Genomic DNA, 16410 nt, shown 5'->3' on the forward strand with positions numbered 1-16410 from the left:
CGCGATCGGCGACTCAAAACTCGAACATCTCGCGGCTCTCGGTCCGCCAGTCGTGGTCGGTGGGCTGCGCGCCGATGGTGAGCAGCGGCATCAGGATCACGCCCGACAAGAAGCCGCCGATGTGCGCCCAATAGGCCACTTGCACGTTGGGGACCTCCATCGGGTCGATGGCCTGGATGACCCCGACGAGGTTCACCACGAGCCACACGCCGAGCACCAACACGCTCGGCAGGTCGAGCAGCAGCGGGAAGCCGATGAAGATCAGCGTCTTGACCTTGGCGGTGGGGAACGTGACCGCGTACGCGCCCAGCACCGCGGCCACGGCGCCGCTGGCGCCGATCACCGGCTGGGTGCTGCTCGGGTCGGCGGCCCATTGCGCGAGCACGGCGATCAGCCCTCCTACCAGGTAGAAGAACACGAAGAGCCCTCGCCCCAGCCGGTCCTCGATGTTGTCGCCGAAGACCCACAGCATCCACATGTTGGAGATCAGGTGCAGCCAGCCGCCGTGGAGGAACATCATCGACAGCAGTGTCGGGTACACGTCGGCCGCGGCGGTCGACAGTTGCTTGACGCGGGGGGGCTGGCCGGGCGCTTCGATCGTCACGGCGATCGGTTGCGGCTGGTCCAGCTCGGTCAGCCGCTGCGGCACGAAGCCGTGCTCGTAAATCGTGTCGATGAAATCGTCGATCCCCGCATCCAGCGACCGCCAGAAGCAGACGACGTTCAGCACGATGACGACGGTCGTCAGCAGCGGCCACCGCTTGTGCGGGTTGCGGTCGAACAGCGGGAACAGCATCGACTCGGCTCGCGGGAGGCTCGATCCAGTGGGGGCGCGGTCCCCCCAATCCTAACCGCAAAGACCTGGCCACGGTCCGATCCAGCGGCGGCCAGCCGCGACAAGGCAGCCGCGACGCGGCAGCCGCCCGCGAAAACGCCTAAGCGCCCCGGAGCGCCTCGACAGGCAGCGGCACGCCGAGCAGCTGCCCCTCGCAGACGATGGTCTCCCCGACAAAGCACTGGAAACGGGCGCGGATCAGTCGCCCGCGGCGGACCTGCGTCATTTGGGCGGCGACCACCAAGCGGTCGCCCGGCGTGACGGCGCCGCGGAAGCGGACCTCGTCGAGTCCGCCGAAACCGACCACCTCGCACCCGAGCAGGTCGTTACGCTGCACGAAGAACGAGCAGATCTGCGCGGCCGCCTCGCACATCAGCACGCCGGGCATCAGCGGCATGCCGGGCATGTGCCCGGACACCCAGAACTCGTCGTCCCGCACGTCTTTGTAGCCGGCGACGGTGTGGGTCTCGATGTTCTCGTAGACGATCGCCGTGAGCTGCTCGATCGCGTCGCGCTGCGGGATCAACCGCCGGATCTCGTCGATCCCGGCCAATGGCGGGTCGAACGACAACTCGGCGGGATTGAGAATCAGGTCCTTCGCGAGCACGAGTGACCTCCGGCACACATTTGGATGGGGCATCACTAGCCCCCGGTCAATGAACGGAGGCTAAAGAACGGACCGGGGGGCTAAAGCAGCGACCCGGCTCGGCAGAAAAGCAGCCGGGCGCCGGCGCGCAGCCGGCTCGCCGCTTCACCTCAGGTCTTGACCTTCTGGCGGCGCTGCTTGCGGGGGCGGCTGCACGCGGGGCGTGCGCCGTGGTTGGCTTTCTTCACTCGGCGACCTGGCTTGGCCATGGCGGCGTTTACCTTGTTGAGAGGGGATCTTCGGGCTGCTCGACACGAGCCCCGTATCTTACTCTCACATCGACGCCAGGGCGAGATGGGTACCGCCCGCTAGCGCCCCCTCCGACGGGCCCGCCCTATTCCCCCAGGTCCCACGCGGTGAGCCACTCCTTGGACATCTGCCGCAGGCCGAACCGCTCGCGCAGGCGCTCGTCCATGTCGGCGAGGTGCCCGGCGCCGTAGAAAACGCCGATCGACCGCTTCCCCGCGGCGATTTGCCGGGCCAGCACGTCCATCGCGCGGCGGTTTCGCTCGTGGATGATCGTGGTGCCCTTCTCGCCGCCGAAGTTGGTCAGCAGGCCCTCGAGCTGGGTCATCTGGCCCGCCATGGCGATCTTCATCTGCCGTGCACGGTCTTGCGCGAAGAACGACTTGAGCAGGTCCATCTCCGCCGACTCGCCCTTGGCGGCCGCCTTGGACTGTTCGGCGATGCCCTGCCCCAGCATGCGGAAGTACAGCTTCAAGAGCCCCTCGTCGCGGTCCTTCATCGTCTGGAAGAACTCGTCGGGCGACATGTCCGCGTGCACGAAGTTCGGGCGGGTGTAGTCGACGATCTCGAGCTGGTGCTCCAGTTCGAGGAGCGTCTTCATCCCGTTCTGGGCCGCCCCAAGGGGGTTGTCGCTGCGGGTCCGCCCCCCGCGGGGCACCACGGTCCCCTCCGGCGCGACCAGCTCGAACAGGAGCGCGTCGTACTCTGCGAAGCGCTCGTTCAGGTCCTCGTAATAGGCCCGGTCGCCCACGTGGATCGCCCCGACCAGGTCAACCCGCACCCTCCCCTCGGCGCCGGGGGGTGTGCCCTCGTAACGGGCGACGGCGGTCTGGAGCCCCAGGGGCTTGCCCGTGTTGTCTTTGCTCAGGCGGACCCACTCCTGGTCGCCCTCGGCGGCGCCGCGTCGGGCGGCATTGTCGCGGGCGGCGTCGTCCCGGGCGGGGGGCGCCGCGGGAGCGGCGCGCTGGGCCGCTGCAAGTCCGGCCGCTTGCCCCGCTAGCAGCAGGGCGAGCAACCGCAGGATCGAAGAGGGCGTGGGCACAGCAGGCCTCGTATTGGCGGGGAGGACGCAGGGAGGGGCCCGGCCGCGGCGCCGGCGCCTAGGTATTTCTACCGTGTGCGGGGCGGCGGACCAGCGTTTGCGCCGCTGGAGCGGCGGGCTTCGGACCTCGGGCCTCGGGCCTCAGGGCTTTAGGAGGGCCGAAGCCCAAAGCCCGTCCGAACCCCGTCGCCGCCGGCGGCGCGCTCGGAAAATCCGGCAAGGTTTGCCACTGCTGCTCAACTGTTGCGATCGGCGCTCCCGATACGAGTAGCACAGACCGAACCGGCTGGGGCTGGGCGCGCCGCGAGAGTTGGCGTGGCGCCCCGAACCGACTGGCCGGTGAGAAAAGCCGGTTTGAACCCCCTGGGCTTGGCGAGCGCGGAGCGCACGCCGGTCCTTCCGCGAATAGTCCCGTGCTGAGGAAGCCGATGTCCGCCTCGCGAATCTGCCTGCTGGCGCCCGCCGCTCTGGCGCTCGTGATGACGCCCTCCGCGCGCTGTCTGGCGCAAGCCTACGGCGCCCACAGCGTGGTCGAGCACAACGACCTGCGGTGGTTTGAGCCCACGATGATCGACCTGGACGGGCAGGCCAACCACCGCCAGAAGGGCTGGACGGCCAGTATCGAGAAGCTCGGCTGGAGCATCACCGGCGAGCGGATCACGATCGGCAACCCCGGCGTGGTCAACGAGAGCGAAGAGATCTACCCCGACAACCCCGACGCGGCCGTGCAGGCGTACGTGACCGAGTTGGCGGTCGCGCTGCAATTCGATCCGGCCCGCCCCGACGCCGACGACATCCTGTCGCAGATATCCGAACTCACCGGCGCCGAGCTCACCACCGAGACGTTCGAGGTCATCGTCGGCGAAGACGACGAGGCGTTCGCCGTCACGGTCCCGATCATCGTTCCCGGCACGGGCTTCCAAGTCCCGCCCACCTACCTGGTCCAAAACGGCATCCAAGACGCCGCGCCCGACGCGGACTTCGGCTTCGGCGAGCGGTACGAGATCGGGTACACCGACGGCGAGCGGGGCTGGCGGATCGGCATCCTCGACGGGCCGGAGCTCAGCCAGCGGCTGGTCTACGGCGCCGGCCTCGGGAACGAGTACACTTCGCAGTCACTCGACGACTTCGCGAACACGCACCCCTTCTACGGCAGCGCGCCGTTCGACCTCGACCAAGACGGCCAACTCGACGCGATCGGGCCGCTCGGCGAACTCTACGCCCTGGGCTTCGGCAGCGTGGCGATCAACTTCCAGGCGCCCGAGCGGTACTTCGAGGGCTTCCGCGACTACGTGATCAACGGCTTCCCGGTCGGCACCGTTTACGGCCCGATCAATTCGGTGAACAACGCCGGCGGGCCCGTCGACGAGCCCCTGGAGGGTGGCGAAGCGGTCGAGGTCGAACAGGCCCCCGACGACTTCAACGGCAACGGCCGGCAGTTCACCATCTATGTGGCCGACCTCGATGGCGACGGCGAAATCGACGACGACGAGATCGTGTTCACCTACATCGACTACGGCGACCTCTACGAGTTCGACCTGTTCTTCGAGGAGGTCGTGGTCCGCAACGTGACGAGGGTCGATGGCATTGAGCTGATGCTGACCCACCAGATCGACACCGGGCACAAGCTCGAACGGGGCCGCCGCGACCAGCTCGAGCTGAGCTACGGCCTCCGCTACCTGGAGCTGCGGGACTCGTTCCAGGTCACCGGCTTCGGCAGCGTGATCCGCGGCTTCGACGTGTTCGCCGAGATGGACAACCAGCTCATCGGTCCCCAGATCGGGCTCAACTGGACCCGCGACCACGGCGCTTGGGAGTGGTCGGTCAGCGGTCGGGCGATGCTGGCTTACAACCGGACCGACCGCGGCCTGAACGGCATCTTCGCCCAGGGCGCTGTCCCCGGCAGTCTCAACACCCCGGTGCACGCCCGGGCGACGACCACCGTGCTGGGCGAGGCGCTGGACGAGTTCTCGCCGCTGGCCGAGCTGCGGGTCGAGGCCCGTTACAACCTGACCTCGGCGATCTCGCTCAACCTGGGTTACACCGGCACGTTCATCGACAACATCCAGCGGGCCTCGCAGTCGGTGGTCTGGACCGCGCCGAACTTCGCCATGCAAGACGGCCGCTCGCACATCCTGATGAACGGCGTCAACGGCGGCGTCGAGTTCCGCTACTAAACGCGGCGCCCCGCTGCGACAACCCGAACGCCCACCCAAGGGCGAGCCGATCCCGGCTCGCCCTTTTTCTTTTTTTCGCCGATCCGGCGCCGGCGCGCCCCCGCCCGAGCGGCGCGGGAATCGCCGGCGCGGGCCGGCTCCAACGGATGTGCAGCCCGGGCCGCTTGGTGCGGTTAGGACCGCTCAGGGCGGCATTCTGCGACTCACGGGCGCGGATCCCCGAAGTACGAGGTTGGGCGGGTGTCGATTGCCCCGCGAGCCGCGGAGCAGATACGGTCAGCCGCACGCCCGCCTAGAATTCGCCCAAAGCCTCCAGTTTAATTTGGTTCTCCCGCCGCGCCCGCCTCATCGCGGAGCGTCCGCTCCTTTTACCGAGTTAGCTGTGCCCCCATCCGACAACTACGGCCTCACGCCCGACATCGTCGATTTGGTAGGTCTGCTCCGGCAGCGGGCCGACGTGTTCGGCGTGCAGCGGGCTTACACGTTCCTGATCGATGGCGAGTCGCAGCGGGAGCACGTCGGCTACGAGCAACTCGACATCCGCGCCAGGGCGATCGCCGCGTACCTGCAAGACCGTGGCCTCGCCGGGCAGCGGGCGCTGCTGCTCTATCCCTCGGGGCAGCAATTCATCGCGGCGTTCTTCGGCTGCCTTTACGCGGGCGTGGTGGCCGTGCCCGCGTACCCGCCGCGGCGCAACCGGAACCTCCAGCGGATCCAGTCGATCATCGCCGACGCGCAGCCGGGAGTCGTGCTGACGACCCGCGACGTGCTCGACCGCGTCGAGCCGGTCATGGCCGACATGCCCGACCTGGCCGCCCTGGACTGGAAGTGCACCCGCGAGATCGAAGATGCCGCGGCCGACGCGTGGCGCGACCCGGGCGTGACGCCCGACACGCTGGCCTTTCTGCAGTACACGTCGGGAAGCACGGGCACGCCCAAGGGCGTGATGGTCAGCCACGGGAACTTGCTGCACAACACGAAGGTCATCAGCGACGCCTACCGCGCGCCGCACGACGCGGCCGGCGTCACTTGGCTGCCGCTGTACCACGACATGGGCCTGATCGGCGGCATCCTGCAGCCGATCTATTTCGGCCGGCCGACCACGGTCATGACGCCCACCCACTTCCTCCAGAAGCCGCTGCGGTGGCTGCACGCGCTGTCCGACAGCGGCGCGGCGATCAGCGGCGGCCCGAACTTCGCCTACGACCTGTGCGTCGAGCGGATCTCGGACGAGGAGAAGCGGGGGCTGGACCTCAGCCAGTGGGAGATCGCCTTCAACGGGGCCGAGCCGGTCCGCGCCGACACGATCGAGCGATTCAGCCAGGCGTTCGCCCCGTGCGGGTTCCGCCGCGAGGCGTTCTACCCCTGCTACGGGCTGGCCGAGGCCACGCTGCTGGTCGCCGGCGGGGACAAGTGGACCGCGCCGCCGATCCGGTCGTTCGACGGCGCCCGCCTGCAAGAGGGGGTCGCCGAAGAGTCCGATGGGCCCGGCTCGGTGCGGCTGGTCGGCGCGGGCCACAGCGCCGAAGACCAAGAGATCGTGATCGCGGATCCCGAGACCTTCTCCGAACAACCGCTCGGCCACGTGGGGGAGATCTGGGTCCGTGGCCCGAGCGTGGCCCAGGGCTACTGGCGCCAGGAAGAGGCCACCCGAGAGATCTTCCGCGCCCACCTGACCGACGGCCGCGGCCCCTTCCTCCGCACAGGAGACCTCGGCTGCTACCACAGCGGCGCCGACGGCCGCCCCGAGCTCTTCATCAACGGCCGCCTGAAAGACCTCATCATCTTGCGGGGGGTCAATTACTACCCGCAGGACCTCGAGGTGACCGTCGAGCAGGCGCACGAGGACGTCGCGCCCGGCGCGGGCGCGGCGTTCGCCCATGGCGACCAGGGCGCCGAGCGCTTGGTGATCGTGTACGAGGTCGAGCGCAAGCGCGACATCGACTTCGAGGCCGTGTGCGCGGCGATCCGGAGCGAGCTCGGCAAGGTCCACGAGGTCAGCCCGCGCGACGTGGTGCTGATCAAGCCGAACTCGATCCCCAAGACCTCCAGCGGCAAGGTCCAGCGGCACGCGTGCCGGGCCGCTTACGCCGCGGGCGAGCTGGCGCTGGTGGCGGTCGGCCGGGCCGACGGCTCGGTCGAGGTGCTCCGGCAGCGCCGCCGCCGCGACGCGTCGCGGGCGCCCTCCGGCCCGCCGCAACCGGCCGCCGACGCGCCGGCGCCCCGCGAGCACAGCGAGGTCGTCGAGCGGGTGATGGCCATCGTGCGCGACGTCGCGCAGGAGCGTGCGGCGGGGCTGACGCTCGAGACCGACATCGCCGGCATGGGGCTCGATTCGCTCGAGCGGATGCAGATCGTCGCGGAGCTGGAGCAGGAGTTCGGGGGCCGCTTCAGCGAAGAGGCGATCCTCGCCATGGAGACCTGCGGCGACGTCGTCGAGCAGGTCGAGCGGTGTCCGCCGGGGGAGCCCAAGCGGGGCCAGGGCCACCGGCCGCCCCCGTCGACGGGCCGCACCGGCGGCGAGAGCAGCCATCCGGCCCCCGACGACGGGGCGCCGACGCCGCGCGAGATTGACCCGAGCGACTACGTGTTCGCCGAGTCGCCCGAGTACCGCCGGCTCCGCGAAACGATGCGGATGGCGGAAGAGAACGGGCTGGCGAACCCGTACTTCACGCAGCACGAGGGGATCACCAGCGACACCGCGCGGATCGCCGGCCGGGAGTACGTGAACTTCTGCAGCTACAACTACCTCGGCATGAGCGGCGAGCCGGCCGTGCTCGACGCGGCCCAACAGGCGATCGAACAGTTCGGCACGAGCACCTCGGCCAGCCGCGTGGTGTCGGGCGAGAAGACGATCCACCGCGAGCTCGAACGGGCGATAGCCGACTTCATCGGCGTCGACGATTGCGTGGTGATGAACAGCGGCCACGCCACGAACGAATCGGTCATCGGCCACCTGTTCGGACCCGGCGACCTGATCCTCCACGACGCGCTCGCCCACAACAGCATCCTGCAAGGGTGCAAGCTCTCCGGCGCCCTCCGCCGAGCGTTCCCCCACAACGATCCGGCGGCCTGCGCGAAGCTGCTGGAGCAACACCGCGGCGACTACCGCCGCGTGTTGATCGTGATCGAGGGCGTGTACAGCATGGACGGCGACTACGCCGACATCCGCCCGTTCGTCGAGATCAAGGAGCGTCACAACGCGTACCTGATGATCGACGAGGCCCACAGCATCGGCACGATGGGCCCCACCGGCCGCGGCATGAGCGAGTTCTGCGGCGTCGACCCGCGGCGCGTCGACCTCTGGATGGGCACGATCAGCAAGGCCCTCGGCAGCGTCGGGGGCTACATCGCGGCCAGCCGCGAGATCGTCGAGTACCTCAAGTACACCGCGCCGACCTTCGTGTTCTCGGCCGGAGCGTCGCCGGCCAACGTGGCGGCGGCGCTCGCCGCGCTGCGGCTGCTGGACGCCGAGCCCGAACGCATCGAGAAGCTGCACGCCAACGCCGAGCTGTTCCTGTCGCTCGCCAAAGCCGCCGGCTTCGACACCGGCCCCTCGAGCGGCTCGCCGGTCATTCCGATCATCACGGGCGACTCGCGGGTCGCGCTCGCTCTGTCGATGGCCATGAAGCGGCGCGGCGTCAACGTGCAGCCGATCCTGCACCCGGCCGTCGACGAGTCGGCGGCCCGTCTGCGCTTCTTCATCACCAGCGCCCACAGCGAGACCCAGATCCGCGACGCGGTCGCGAAGCTCGTCGACTCGCGCGAGGAGGTCGCCCGCCGGTTCTCCGACTCGGTGCGAGCGGGAATAGCCCGCACCGGCTCCGGCGAAGCGATGATGGCCGCGTCGGCCGCGAGCGCCAGCGCGGGCTGACCCGCGCCGGCCGTCGGGCGGGTGTGCTAGGCTAACGTAGGCTAACGGCGCCCCCGCGCACGCGCCCCGGCCCCAAGAGAGAGAGCCCGCCCGATGTCCCAGGCCATCGTCGACCCGGCCGAGTTGCGGCGGTTTGCGAACAACCTCCGCCGGTTCAACACCGAGCTGGAAGAACGCATGACCGCCCTGGCCGCCCAGCTGCACGCGCTCGGCGCCACCTGGCGCGACCAGGAGCACAAGAAGTTCGTCGAGGACTTCGAGCAGCAACAGAAGGCGATCGCCCGCTACGTCGAAGCCACCAACGAGCACGCGCCCTTCTTGATCCGCAAAGCGGAGCGGATCGAGGAGTACCTGCAACAGAGGTAGGCTCGAGCCTCGAGGCCACCGGCTCGAGCACGCGCACGGCGGCTGGCGGGCCTGGCGGGCGGGTCCGACCGCTTCGCACGGTCCATCCCCACCACGCTCGCTCGGGTCCCACTACTTAACCCTCACGCCGCGAGCCTCAAGCCTCAAGCCTCTTCCCCCCATGCCCGCCCAGGTCCGCTCGTTCGACGCGATCGTTTCGGTGCGGGACGAGTTGTCGCGGTTCTCGCAGCGAGCCGGCGACGGCCTCGACGAGATCGCGGGCGAGATCCGGCGGGTGATCGACTGGGTCGAGCACGACCGCCCCGCTTATTGGAAGAGGCGCGTCGCCCGCGCGTACGACGAGGTCTCCGAGGCCCGCAACGAGCTCAACCGGCGGCTCATGTACCGCGTGGCCGACGAGCCGCCCGCTTGCGCCGAGGAGAAGGCCGCCCTGGCGCGCGCCCAAGCGCACCTCGCCTATTGCCAAGACAAGCAGAGCCGCGTGCGCGAGTGGGTCAGCGAGCTGCGTCACGAGCTGCACGAGTACCAAGGCCGGGTCGCGCACCTGAAGACCATGGCCGAGACCGAGGCGCCCAAGGCCGTCGCGATGCTCGACCGCGCGCTCGCGTCGCTCGAACGGTACGCCAGCGCCGGCCCGCCGCCGTCACCCGGCCGGCCCGGCGCCACTCCCGAGCCTAGCAATCCGGCGGCCGACCAACCGGAGCAACCGAAGTGAACCCTTGCGACCTGGATTCGGGCGCGTCGCGGATCGTTCGCGGCCTGAAGGACCTCAACGCCGTTTGGGAAGAAGCGAGCGAGCAGTGGAACGACTCGGTCTCCGAGGCGGTCCACAAGCGGTACGTCGAGCCGATCGGCCCGGTCGTGAAATCGACGCTCGACGCGGTCGGACGCATGCGCCAGCTGCTGCAGCAGGCGCAGCGTGATTTGGAGGACTGAAGCGCCCCGCGCGGGGGGCGCGTGTCGTTACACTGGCGGGGTTGGGCCGCTGGGAGCCGGCCGCCGCTCATCGGATCCGACCCTGTTCAACCGCCCGCGGAGCGTGTCGTTGCCGCCGCTATCGACCCAGCGTCTGATCGAGCTCGAAGCCGAGCTGGCCCGAGCCGCGGCCGATCGCCACGCCGAGGCGTCACGCATCGAGGCCCGGCGCCGGCAGGCCCTGCAAGAGGCCGACGAGCGGCGTGACCGCCGCCGGCGCGAGGTCGAGCAAGCGCACCTGCAGCGGCGGGATTCCTTCGACGGCCAGACCGAAGGGCGCCGCGCGATGCTCACCGCGTCGCACGACGCGGAGCGGGTCCGCACTCAGGAGGAGTACCAAGCCCGCCGCACCAAAGCCGAGGCCGAAGCCTCCGACGCGATCCGCCGCGCGGCCGAAGAGCAGAAGAGCGTCGCGTGGGAGATCCACACCGTCTACGAGGTCGAGCGGAAGAAGCCGCCCCAGAAGCGGGCCGCCGCGCGGCGCCGGCTGGCCGAGCTGCGCAGCGGCCTCGCCGTGGTCGCCGCCGAGGCGAACGCCATCGCGCGCGAGCGCGGCCACCGGGGCGCGGACTTCGAGCTCGGACCCGAGCCCCCCGCCCCCCCGCCCGACCAGCGGCCGGCGACCGACTCCGCCTGCCAAGCCGCCGAGCAATCGGCCGCGCTGGCCGTCGAGGCCGCCCGCGAGGCGGCCCAGGCGCTGTACGACCAGCCCCTGCCGCGGTCGATGGCGGGGGTCTTGCCCGCGGGCGTGTTCGCCGCGGCCTTGGTGGTGCTCGCGCCGCTGCTGGGCGTGCTGCTCGGCTGGGCCGACTGGCGCGCGTACGCCGGGGCCGTGGGCGGGGCCGTCGTCACGGCGGCGGCCGTCTACCTGTCGCTGCGACCCAAAGCCCTTGCCCAGACGCGCGAGTCTTACGAAGCCGCGCGCGAGCGCCTGAGCGCCGCCGAGGGGACGATCGCCGAAGCGGTGGCGCTCGCCGAGTCGCGGTGCGACCGCGAGCTCCGCGAGCTGCGTGAGCGCCGCGACGCGGACCGCCGCGCCCTGGAGGCGCGCGTGGCGGAGCTCGTCGAGGAGGCCGGCGCGAAGCGTCAGCGTGTGCTGCACGAGATCCGTGAGTACTACCCGACGAAGCTCTCACAGATGCGGACCGACCACCAGGCCGCTCTCGACGAGATCGCCCGCGAGGAGTCGCGGCAGTCGGCCGAGGCGACGCGCCAGCGCGACCAGACCCTGGCTCAGATCGAAGCCGAGCACACCGCCCAGCGCGAGTCGGCCGACGCCCAGCACGACGCGGCCTGGCAAGCGATGTTCCGGCGTTGGCTCACCCGCTACGACGACCTCCGTGCCGAGCTGCGCGACCTGCGATCCGAGTGCAGCCGGCTGTTTCCTGACTTCGCCACCGTCGCCTACGGCGCCGGCCCCGCGGCCGACGGCGACCCCTCGACCTGGACGCCCCCCACGGCGCCGCCGGGGGCGATCGAGTTCGGCACGAGCTGCTTCGACCTCGAGCGGATCGAGCACGGCCTGTCGGCCGACGAGCGGCTCCACCCGCCCGAGCCGCGCCTCCGGGTCCCGGCCCTGTGGACCCTCGCGGAACAGCCGAACTTCTTGATCACCGCCAGCGGCGAGGGCCGCGCGCACGCCGTGGCGCTGCTCCGCGCCGTGATGCTGCGGGTGCTGACCGCGATGCCGCCGGGCAGGGTCCGGTTCACGCTGATCGACCCGGTCGGGCTGGGCGACAACTTCCAGTCGTTCATGCACTTGGCCGACGCCGACGAGCAGCTCATCGGGGGCCGAATCTGGAGCCAGTCGCGCGACATCGACGAGCAGCTGAGCCGCCTCACCACGCACATGGAAACCGTGCTGCAGAAGTACCTCCGCAGCGAGTACGAGACGATCCACGACTACAACGCCGAGGCGGGCGAGGTGGCCGAGCCGCTGCAGGTGCTGGTGATCGCCGGCTTCCCCACCAACTTTACCGAGGCGGCGGCCAAGCGGCTGGTGAGCCTCGCCACCGGCGGCCCGCGCTGCGGGGTGCACACGCTGCTGTCGGTCGACTCCGCCGCCCGGCTGCCGAGCGACTTCCGGCTAGACGACATCAAAGAACACTCGCTCTGGCTCGAGTGGCGGCCCGACAGCGACGGCCCCGCCTTCGAGTGGCGCCAACCCCCGCTGCCGCACTGGCCCCTCACGGTCGCCCAAGAGCCCCCGCCCGACCGCATGATCGACGCGATCCGCCGCGCGGGCCAGGCGGCCAAGGCGGCGATCCGGGTCGAGGTCCCGTTCTCCGCGGTCGAGCCGCCGGCCGAGGAGCTCTGGGGCGGCGACTGCGCGGTCGAGCTGTGCGTGCCCATCGGCCGCGCCGGGGCAAGGAAGCTGCAGCACGTCCGGCTCGGCCGGGGCACGTCGCAGCACCTGCTGGTCGCCGGCAAGACGGGCTCCGGCAAGTCGACCTTCTTGCACGCGCTGGTGACCAGCGCGGCGATGCGCTTCGCGCCGGACCAGGTCGAGTTCTACCTGATCGATTTCAAGAAGGGCGTCGAGTTCAAGTCCTACGCGACCCACCGCCTGCCCCACGCGCGCGTCATCGCGATCGAGAGCGAGCGCGAGTTCGGTCTCAGCGTGCTGGAGCGGCTCGACGAGGAACTCAGCGCCCGCGGCGAGAAGTTCCGCTCGGCCGGTGTGCAGAACCTGGCCGACTACCGCGACGCGCGGCCCGACGACCCGGCGCCGCGCGTGCTGCTGGTGATCGACGAGTTCCAAGAGCTGTTCGTCGCCGACGACCGCCTGGCCCAAGAGGCCTCGCTGCTGCTCGACCGGCTCGTGCGACAAGGCCGCGCGTTCGGCATGCACGTGGTGCTGGGCACCCAGACGCTCGCCGGCGCGTACTCGATCGCGCGCAGCACGCTCGGCCAGATAGCCGTGCGGGTGGCGCTCGAGTGCGGCGAGGCCGACGCGCACCTGATCCTCTCCGACGAGCGGAACAACGCGGCCCGCTTCCTCAGCCGCCCGGGCGAAGCGATCTACAACGCGCAGAATGGCATGCTGTCGGCGAACGAGCCGTTCCAGGTCGTGTGGCTCCCCGACGCGCAGCGCGCGGCGAAGCTCGACAAGGTCGACGAGCAGCGTCACCGCACGGGGCGGCCCCGCCCCGAAACGATCGTCTTCGAGGGCTCGGCGCCGGCCGACCCGCGAGAGAACGCCCCCCTCGCCGCCGCCCTGGCCGGCGACCCCCCGCCGCGACCCGCCGGCAGCCCCCCGCCCGCGTGGCTCGGCGCGTCGGTGGCGATCAAGCCCCCCGCGGCGGTCCATTTCGGCCGGCACCCCGGCGCGAACTTGCTCTGCGTGGGCGCCGACGAGTCCGCCGCGCTCGGCATGCTCTCGACCGCGGCGATCTCCCTGGCGGCCGCCGAGCCGGCGGCCCGCTTTCTGGTGCTCGACGCCACACGCCCAGGCGAAGAAGCGGCCGGCGTGTGGGCCGCGGTCCTCGGGTCCCTGCCCTGCGAGGGGCGGCTCGTCGACCTGGCGGGCGTCGGCGCCGCGATGACCGAGTTGGCTGGGCTCGTCGCCGAGCGCGAGAAGGCGGCCGAGGACCCGAGCAGCCCCGTGCCGCCGAGGGTCTATGTGGTCCTGCACAACGCCGGGCGGTTCCGCGAGTTGCGGAAGCGCGACGACGACTTCGGCTTCGGCATGTCGAGCGACGAACCAAAGAAGCCGGACGCCATCCTCGCCGACGTGCTCCGCAACGGCCCGCCGTTGGGGATCCACGTCTTGGTCTGGTGCGACTCGTACAACAGCGCGACGCGCGTGTTCGATCGCCAGGCGATGCGCGAGTTCGCGCTGCGTGTCGCCATGCAGATGTCGGCTGCCGATTCGTCGCACCTGATCGACAGCCCGGCCGCAAGCGATCTGAATCTCCACCGCGCGTTGCTCTACAACGACGAAACCGGGCAGACCGAGAAGTTCCGCCCCTACGCGGCGCCGACAGCCGCGTGGCTCGCCGAGGTCGGCCAGTCCACGCGTCAACACGCCGGGTGAACCGCGCCTGCAACGCAGCGTGCTTGTTGGGCGTCCAGGCCGGTCGGCTTCCGCCCTCGGTGGCCGTTCCGCCCGCGCAAGCGACCGCGGGGGCCCCCCTAGCGGGCTGGTCGTTCCGCCGACTAGCTGACTGAGCTCCGGGCAGCTTCTCGCCAAACGCTTGCGTCCGGCGGCTCGCGGCTCCTAGGCGTCGGTCGCCGCCGTAGCCTCGGCACAGCGGTTGCGGCCTCTTGTAGCAGCTCCGCTGTGCTGCTGCTCCTTGTTCGTTGCCCGTGCGGCGGCCGCGTGGCTCAAGACCACCCATCGCCAACCCAACGGAGGTAAGCCTCTCATGCGCAAGACCAGATTTTTCTTAGCCGCCCCTCTGGCGGCGCTGTTCGCCGTCCCGGCCGCCGCCGACTCTCGCTACGGCGCGACTCCTTACTACGAGGAGGAGCCTTGGTACGACATCACCGAGTGGTTCGACGGCGACGAGTACCGGAAGACCGAGCTCGGCGAAGAGGTCCTCGACGACAGCGGCGAGTTCACGACCGACGTCGGCTACGAGCTCGACTACGACTACGGCTACCACTACGGGACCGATGGCGACCTCGAGTACGGCCCGCACTACGACTACATCACCGAGTACGGCGCCCAGGCCGACGGGATCGACTACGGCTACGACGACCGCTACGAGTCCGACAACTGGTTCTACGACTACTGGGACGACGGCTACGCGTACTACCGCGACTGGGACGACGACGGCCTCTACGAGTACTCCACGTCGTATTACGACTTCGACTCCGACGGCTACTACGACGCCTACACCAGCTACTACGACTGGGACGGCGACGGCCTCTACGAAGACATCGACTACTTCACCTTCAACCAGGCCGGCGCCCAGAATCAGGGCCAGGCGGCGCAGCAGCAACAGCAGGGCACTGAGTCGAAGCGGTCGCAGAAGTCCACCCTCAGCGGCAAGATCGCCAAAACGAAGAAGGTCTCGGTCCGCGACACGAAGCACGTCGTGGCCCAGCTGAAGAGCGCCGACGGCCAGGTGAAGCTGGTCGACCTCGGCCCCGCAACGAACCTCAGCGACTTCGACCTGCAGCAGGGAACCCAGATCAACGCGAGCGGCCCCGTTGCGACGGCCGGCGACAAGAAGGTGCTGGTCGCCCAGTCTGCGAAGATCGGCGGCAAGCAACTGCAACCGGACCGCAGCCGGCAGAGCCTCAAGGGGCAAGTCACCAGCACCCGCAAGGTCGACATCCGCGGCGCGAAGCACCTGCTGGTGTCGCTCGACACGCAGTCGGGCGGGAAAGTGATGGTCGACCTCGGCGAGGCGGGCCAGCTCGACACGGACCTCTCCGAAGGCGACGAGGTCTCGGTCGAGGGGGCGCCCGTCAAAGCGAACGACAAGCGGATCTTGATCGGCCGGAAGCTCACGCACGACGGCCAAACCGTGTCGCTGAATCGCGCGAAGCCGACCCGCGGCAGCCAGAGCGACGCCGCGTCGGGCGACTCGCAGCAGCGACAGCGCCAGCAACGCGGCGCCGACGCGATGGCGCAGGAGCGCACCGTGCGCGGGTCGGTCACCGAGCTCACCACCGCGAAGGTCCGCGACACGAAGCGCCAGATCGCCGTCATCGAGAACCCGCAGGGCGACCGGCTGAAGGTCGACCTCGGCGCCGCCAACGACTTCCAGGGCGAAGTCGAGCAGGGCGACGACATCCGCGTGCGGGGCGTGATGGTCAAGACCCGCGACGGCGAACCCATCGTCCTCGCCCGGCGCGTGATGAAGCCGCAGGGCGACCCGATGCAGGTGCGCTCGGGTCAGGACTCGATGCGTAGCGTGTCCGGCGCGGTGCAGTCGACCCGCACGGTCACCGTGCGGGGGACCGATCGCCGGCTGGCCCAGATCAAGACCGACGACGGCGACCAGCTCCTCGTCGACCTCGGCGAGCCGAACGAGTTGCCCTTCGACGTGAAGAAAGGCAAGCAGCTCAAGGCGACCGGCCGCCTGGTGAAGGCCAAGAACAGCTTGGTCCTGGTCGCCTTCGAGGCGGGCGCCGACGACGGCGAGTCGAAGCAGATCCGCCGCGCCGGCGGCCGGCAATCGAGCGACAACGACTCGAACGACTGAGCGGGTACGCTATCCGCTAGGTGCTAACGATGAGGCCGCGTCGCTCTCCCTGAAGCCGGGGGGACGACGCGGCCTCTCTGGTGCGCGCCGC

General features: G+C 70.0%; 11 protein-coding genes. 7 read left to right on the forward strand and 4 right to left on the reverse strand.

Translation table 11 applies throughout. The features are described from left to right. Positions 1–13: 13 nt before the first annotated feature. The 4 genes from RIC11_RS18440 to RIC11_RS18450 all read right to left on the reverse strand — a co-directional run bounded on the left by RIC11_RS18440 (position 14) and on the right by RIC11_RS18450 (position 2769). Positions 14–796 (reverse strand): rhomboid family intramembrane serine protease, encoded by a 783-nt coding sequence (locus tag RIC11_RS18440; protein WP_350213743.1) that lies wholly within the window; start codon positions 794–796, stop codon positions 14–16. Positions 797–935: 139 nt separating this feature from the next. Beyond that, positions 936–1475 carry a 3-hydroxyacyl-ACP dehydratase FabZ family protein gene (locus tag RIC11_RS18445; RefSeq protein ID WP_350213744.1) on the reverse strand — a complete coding sequence of 180 codons (540 nt, stop codon included), beginning with the start codon at positions 1473–1475 and terminating at the stop codon, positions 936–938. Between the two features lie 116 nt (positions 1476–1591). Next, positions 1592–1690 (reverse strand): 50S ribosomal protein bL37, encoded by a 99-nt coding sequence (locus RIC11_RS20730; RefSeq protein WP_502879406.1) that lies wholly within the window; start codon positions 1688–1690, stop codon positions 1592–1594. A 125-nt stretch (positions 1691–1815) separates the two neighbouring features. Then, complete coding sequence (locus RIC11_RS18450; protein WP_350213745.1) at positions 1816–2769, reverse strand: hypothetical protein; 954 nt, start codon at positions 2767–2769, stop codon at positions 1816–1818. 428 nt (positions 2770–3197) lie between these two features. Between RIC11_RS18450 and RIC11_RS18455 the strand changes: the two genes are divergently transcribed. The 7 genes from RIC11_RS18455 to RIC11_RS18485 all read left to right on the forward strand — a co-directional run bounded on the left by RIC11_RS18455 (position 3198) and on the right by RIC11_RS18485 (position 16319). Next, positions 3198–4946 (forward strand): BBP7 family outer membrane beta-barrel protein, encoded by a 1749-nt coding sequence (locus RIC11_RS18455; protein WP_350213746.1) that lies wholly within the window; start codon positions 3198–3200, stop codon positions 4944–4946. 382 nt (positions 4947–5328) lie between these two features. Continuing rightward, on the forward strand, positions 5329–8820 hold the full coding sequence (locus tag RIC11_RS18460; RefSeq protein ID WP_350213747.1) for an aminotransferase class I/II-fold pyridoxal phosphate-dependent enzyme: 3492 nt from the start codon (positions 5329–5331) through the stop codon (positions 8818–8820). Between the two features lie 93 nt (positions 8821–8913). Beyond that, the gene (locus tag RIC11_RS18465; protein ID WP_350213748.1) at positions 8914–9186 is read left to right on the forward strand and encodes a WXG100 family type VII secretion target; all 273 of its coding nucleotides are present in this window, start codon (positions 8914–8916) and stop codon (positions 9184–9186) included. Between the two features lie 160 nt (positions 9187–9346). Continuing rightward, positions 9347–9901 carry a hypothetical protein gene (locus tag RIC11_RS18470; RefSeq protein ID WP_350213749.1) on the forward strand — a complete coding sequence of 185 codons (555 nt, stop codon included), beginning with the start codon at positions 9347–9349 and terminating at the stop codon, positions 9899–9901. Continuing rightward, positions 9898–10122 carry a hypothetical protein gene (locus tag RIC11_RS18475; RefSeq protein ID WP_350213750.1) on the forward strand — a complete coding sequence of 75 codons (225 nt, stop codon included), beginning with the start codon at positions 9898–9900 and terminating at the stop codon, positions 10120–10122. The genes RIC11_RS18470 and RIC11_RS18475 overlap by 4 nt, the downstream gene beginning before the upstream one ends. 109 nt (positions 10123–10231) lie before the next feature. Next, positions 10232–14197 (forward strand): FtsK/SpoIIIE domain-containing protein, encoded by a 3966-nt coding sequence (locus RIC11_RS18480; RefSeq protein WP_350213751.1) that lies wholly within the window; start codon positions 10232–10234, stop codon positions 14195–14197. A gap of 331 nt (positions 14198–14528) precedes the next feature. Continuing rightward, positions 14529–16319 (forward strand): hypothetical protein, encoded by a 1791-nt coding sequence (locus RIC11_RS18485; RefSeq protein WP_350213752.1) that lies wholly within the window; start codon positions 14529–14531, stop codon positions 16317–16319. Positions 16320–16410: the final 91 nt, after the last annotated feature.

Origin of the sequence: Botrimarina sp., from assembly GCF_040219535.1 — a bacterium.
In the GTDB taxonomy this organism is placed as follows: domain Bacteria; phylum Planctomycetota; class Planctomycetia; order Pirellulales; family Lacipirellulaceae; genus Botrimarina.